At 33.0% G+C, this 5508-nt stretch carries 4 protein-coding genes; 3 read left to right on the top strand and 1 reads right to left on the bottom strand.

Annotation, left to right across the window (positions count from 1 at the left end; genetic code table 11):
- Positions 1 to 469: 469 nt before the first annotated feature.
- The 3 genes from rluF to D0T60_RS18210 all read left to right on the top strand — a co-directional run bounded on the left by rluF (position 470) and on the right by D0T60_RS18210 (position 4776).
- Complete coding sequence (gene rluF / locus D0T60_RS18220; RefSeq protein ID WP_163219867.1) at positions 470 to 1459, top strand: 23S rRNA pseudouridine(2604) synthase RluF; 990 nt, start codon at positions 470 to 472, stop codon at positions 1457 to 1459.
- A 973-nt stretch (positions 1460 to 2432) separates the two neighbouring features.
- Positions 2433 to 2951, top strand: coding sequence for a hypothetical protein (locus tag D0T60_RS18215; RefSeq protein WP_163219865.1), 519 nt, complete (start codon positions 2433 to 2435; stop codon positions 2949 to 2951).
- Positions 2952 to 3630: 679 nt separating this feature from the next.
- Positions 3631 to 4776 (top strand): hypothetical protein, encoded by a 1146-nt coding sequence (locus D0T60_RS18210; protein ID WP_163219863.1) that lies wholly within the window; start codon positions 3631 to 3633, stop codon positions 4774 to 4776.
- Positions 4777 to 5209: 433 nt separating this feature from the next.
- On the opposite strand, the gene D0T60_RS18670 is transcribed toward D0T60_RS18210, so the two are convergent.
- The coding region (locus D0T60_RS18670) for a hypothetical protein (RefSeq protein WP_203558376.1) at positions 5210 to 5508 on the bottom strand (299 nt) is incomplete at its 5' end.

The following is a 5508-nucleotide window of genomic DNA, read 5'->3' as shown; positions in this document are numbered from 1 at the left end:
ATGAAAAAGGTCAACCTAGTTTATAACTAAGTATAAACCGAGGCAACCAATTCTATTAATAAGACTGAAAGTAGTCAACTAAAAACGTTAACATACATTATTTATCTGTAGATTGTCTTTTTCTCAACAGTTTAAGAATATTTTCTCAACGGCTTGAGAATAGATACTTAAAGGCTTGAGAATAAATACTCAAGGGCTTAAGAATTAGCCTCAACTTAGCTCTCTATATATGACACAAGAGTCTTATAAACCTGTTGCCACAAATGTGCTCAACAAACTTTATGGTAAAGTAGCAAGTTTACGTATCAGCGGTTCGGCAGCCATGGATTTGTGCTTACTCTTATATCAGGAACAGGAGATAAGGAGCGTATATTGTTCTTTAAAGAACAACATCAGATTGTAGATAGTATATAGCTCTATTTTAGTTTAATTACTATATCTTTGCCTAAGATATACATTAAATTAGAAAATGGAATACAGGCTTAATAGATATATTAGTGGTTCAGGTTACTGCTCTCGCCGAGAAGCAGATCGACTTATTGAAGAAGGACATGTAACTATTGATGGTAAACGTGCAAGCATTGGTATGCGTGTGCTACCAGGACAAAAAGTAAAAGTATATGGAGAGCTTATTAAGAATGAGATTGAACCTATATATATTGCTTTTAATAAACCTGTTGGAGTAGTCAGTACCACCGACACGAACGAAAAAGACAATATTATTGACTACATAAGTCACGAACAGCGTATATTTCCAATTGGTCGTTTAGATAAAGATTCACAGGGATTAATCCTTTTAACAAACGATGGAGACATCGTTAATAAGATACTTCGTGTAGGAAACAATCACAAAAAAGAATACTTGGTAAAAGTAGACAAGCCTATTACCAAAGAGTTTCTTACCAAGATGGCACAAGGCGTACCCATCCTTGATCGTGTTACTCGTCGTTGCGAAATTACAGAAATCAATCCTTATACTTTTCAAATCTCTTTAATTCAAGGACTTAATCGCCAAATTCGTCGTATGTGCGAGTATTTTGATTATGAAGTACTTAGACTGGAACGTATTCAGGTGATGAATATTAAGTTAGGCAATTTAGGTCAGGGTAATTGGAGAAACCTGACCCCCTCCGAACTGGAAGAGTTATTTAATTTATTGGAAGAATCAAAAGCTATCATTCAAAGTAAAAAGCCTGCCAATAGTAATAAGTCTATGAATAGAGCCCTGCAAGAGTATGACATAAAGACTAATTACCGTAAAGCAAGTAGTGTTGCTAAGTTGGCAGCTAAAAAAGCAGATCCGGATAAGCCTGCAAAAGCATCCACAGAAACAGTCGAAAAGGAAAAACCAAGAAGGAAGAAGAAAGAAACAAGTGGTTTACGGATAGGAAAATCAAAGGCTTCAAAGAGTAAGAAGGGGCAAGGAAAACAACAGGGGCAGGGTAAAAGAGGGAAATAATAGATTCTGTAAAACTTAAAACGGTTTCTTTTTTGGGGTTCACTCATAGAATTTCCCTACAAGGAATCGACTCTCGCATATAAGAATTGGTCTTGCATATTGGCGCTAAATTAATTGGTGTCTCTGGCAACTTAGCTCTTAGGGGTATATATAAAAATGGGGCATAACTCATTGAGTTACACCCCATTCGTTTATTTATAACTATCGTTACTTATCGTTTATTATCCGCCTTATTTGACTTCTTCAAATCTAACATCGCCTGATTTTCAAACACTTAAGAAACAAAAGGTACAAATTAAACACAATTATATCAATAACTAACATTCTTCTATAACCTACATAAGTTATTAATAGATTCTACTATATTTTGTCTTTTTAAAAGTATGAATACAAAGATATGCTATTTCAAACACAACCCAAAAGATCTTTGAATCAATAAATACTTTAACTATTTTTCTCAGCAACCTTCATCAGAAACTCTATTTACTCACATATCCCAATGAATCGAAATCAGCCGCTTATTCCCCGTCAGATTTATCTTCATTGTATATTATACCAGTTCAAAAAGTGAGGATTTATAGCCTTGTATAAAAACATCAATCGCGTCCTGTAATATTCTACATGTTTCATATTTTGCTATATTGTTCTATTTATTATCACAAAATCATACCCTGAAAACGATAATATATAATACTTCTTAAAACACATACCATTTTTATCCATTTCTTCTTTTGTTTATGATGCTATCTATAACTTTAAATAAATAAAACTAACTTCGAAGATGAACAAAGCAATAAGCCATACATATAGAGCCATTATTACTGGAGTAATAATTTTAATTTCCACCCTTTTTTCATTTGAGATTTGTTATAGGCTAAATCTCAATATACCTTGGCATCTAATTTTAGTACCTGTGTGCTTTACCATTGGTGACTTTTTTTATGCAAGCTGTCATAAAATAAGCGAGTTCCTCATGAATAGAATATCACAGAATATATTAGCTGATTCACCGAACTTTCACACCCAAACGTTGGCAAGATATGAACGTAGTCTGCAACAGCGATATGAGTTATTCCACGATCAATTTGAAAAAGAGCACCAACAATTCACATCACAAAAGAATAAAGCCGATGAAGAAAAGTTCAAAAAGATTCTTGAATATACCAGAGCCACCTTCAATCAACTAGGGTTTAATCAGGAGGAGATTTTTATGATTAGTGAGAGTGTTGAGCACTTCATTAAACATAAAGCGGTTCTGAAAGCCATCGACTTCCACATCCAGCAAAAACCAAATGTAACCCAAATATCACTAAAGAATTTTGCTTGGAATATTGCAAATCAATATAATATAAAAGGCATCATTACCGCTGAATTCATAATAACTACATTCCACGAATGGTTTAAAGACTCTACTATCAGCACTGTTGCCAAGAATTTGCGAACCACAAACGGCAGACACATGATAGAAATAGATGAAAATTTATGTAAATAAGGTATCTCCACATTTTTACAATTCCAATATTATCATACTATACATCTTCTCTCATACCTTAAAGCAAAGTATATAACCAATAAAGGTCAAATAAACACTTTTTCTATCACAAGCTGTTATTTGATTCTCCATTTTTTTGCTTTCCAAAAAAGAACGTTCCACCCTTAATTTGATTTACCTTCCTCTGCCCTACCCATTTCTTTCACTATCCTTTTTTGCCTAAAGAGGTTTAGTTTCTTCTTGCATATATTATACAAGGATCAGATTAAACTTACTGTGATGACGATTCAATAAAATTTGGAAAAATCAGTTTAGTTTCCTCTTGTATGTGTTATACAAGTACCGGAATAAACTTCTCCTCAATCTTTTATACCCTTTCTTTTTTGGTAAGCAGAAGTCTTTCCTGTTTTACGCTTACTTATATATAAGCAAGCCTTTGTCTAGGGAAATAAAGATTTTCTTTTTTGTGCCACACAAAAACAACCACCACCTTAGCTCCACTATTATTTATTGTATTATTTATTGTATCATTTCTTGTGAGAAAACGAGTATTAAGTCCAGAAACAAAAGATGAATTATCAATATCATTTTTTTCCTTAATAATACTATTTTTTTCCCTATTGTTTTCTCATCATAGTCTATTTTTGCGGTTGTATTTCAATTTTTAAAGAACAGCCGTATGGAACATATTAAAAAAATAGTTGATTTTATTGATAGAAATTATACGAAAGTAGAACTCTGTAATCAGGATATTTATTCACAATGTCCCTTTTCTAAAGCAAAAATTGATAAAGATTTCAAAGCCTATACCGGTACAACAATAAGAAAGTATTTGGCCGATAAACAATCCGCATATCTTTATAAATTATTGAGATCGGGAAAATACAAAAACATATCGGAGTTAGAAAGAGATATTCCAGATTACAAATATACACTCAGGACTTTACGCAATCAATTAAAAGCACATGAACAGGAAGATGATAACATTGCCTTCAGAAAATATGTTTTTTTTCTACGAAATCAATCCATATTTGCCGAAATTCTCATTCGATTTATACTGTATAATGAATTGGCTAAACCCAAAATGCAAACGACAAATTGTATTATTGAACACAATGTTAAAGACACAATATTTCAGTTTAATAATATAATCCCTTTTGAAAAATCACATATATATCGGATATTTATTGATGTCGCAGATCTTTCATTTGAATTCATGCATATTGGCTACGTTAATGAATTTGAAGACTCATACATTTATGCCCCAAATTCAATTGATGCCTACTTTAGTTATATATATACACTTCAAAAAAAGTTGGAGAAACATATAAATTTATCTTTCACTGATACCATTAGAAATTGGGATAAATATATAAAATCGACAAAGCATATAACTTTTTTAACTGAATTTTATCAGCTTGAAACAATTAATGATGGAGCATTTGAACTCGAAATTGATAGAGATTCTGACTTCATAAAATCCACTGATTGTTTGATTGAGGAACTAAGAGAGAGCTTTTTTAGAAAAATTGAAAGAAAATTCTTGCAACTATTTGGGATATCTTACTATTCTATTCAAGAGTACATAAAAGCTGTCGAAGAAAATGATTTCATCAAAATGACCAACTTTCTTCGTACAATAAAGAAATGGAATGAGAAGAAGATTAGCTTATTTCTGCAATTGTCAGAATATGCATTTCTAGACAATAGGATGATAGATAATATTTCTTTATCTCATGAATCTAACGAGTTGTGTTTTGAGCCGAAAGAAAAGATAATTGATTGTATTATTGAGCAACGTAAGAAAATTCTAAAAGACATATAACATGGTAATTTCTTATACTCTTTTTCTGCCTTTCGGGTTCTCCTCTTATACCTATTCTCGTTCGCAAATGGCGACCATGCCACTTTATAAAAATCAGGAAAACCATTCCTGAATGGATTCCCCTAGCAACAACTGTTCCTGGGAGTCAATAAATGTCAAGACCATTACAAGACGTACTTTATATCACGGTCCTGCCTCCATTATGACCATATACAATATCATCTGTCCATCAATAGACAGATGCGTCATTAGATAGGTTCCTGCAACCACCGCATCCGGCTGATGGCAGGCTTCTTTGGAATAGGTTCTCGTTCAACCGCAAGTAGATTCTATACTTGTCGATATGAATGGATAGTACACCCTTAGCCACCCCACTGCAATATTTCAATCCTGCTTCATCACTGCATTTTAAGCGAAGTCACATCATTTTTCTTCATGCAAAGCTATAATGCAGCACCGCTATGGCGGTTACGGGGCATTTCATTCTGACCAATGGCGTATCGGCACAATCTTCCTTTTTTTTCTGATGCTTGGAATAAAAAGAGTATTGAACCGCTATCCTTGGTGCTGCCCTATGACTGCAATATCTTGATGCATTATAAAAATTGATTGTATAACTTCTATAAATTATTGTTATGAAACACCCATGACAAAAACTCGTCGCCAAAGGTAATGTAAATTGTGGGTTATAGCTACCTTTGTTAGGTTCACCAACAATAATAGCTATGGATA

The organism is Bacteroides sp. 224 (assembly GCF_010500995.1).
In the GTDB taxonomy this organism is placed as follows: domain Bacteria; phylum Bacteroidota; class Bacteroidia; order Bacteroidales; family Bacteroidaceae; genus Bacteroides.
The sequence above is the reverse complement of the archived record's forward strand: the minus strand, read 5'-3'. Positions and strand labels throughout refer to the sequence as shown.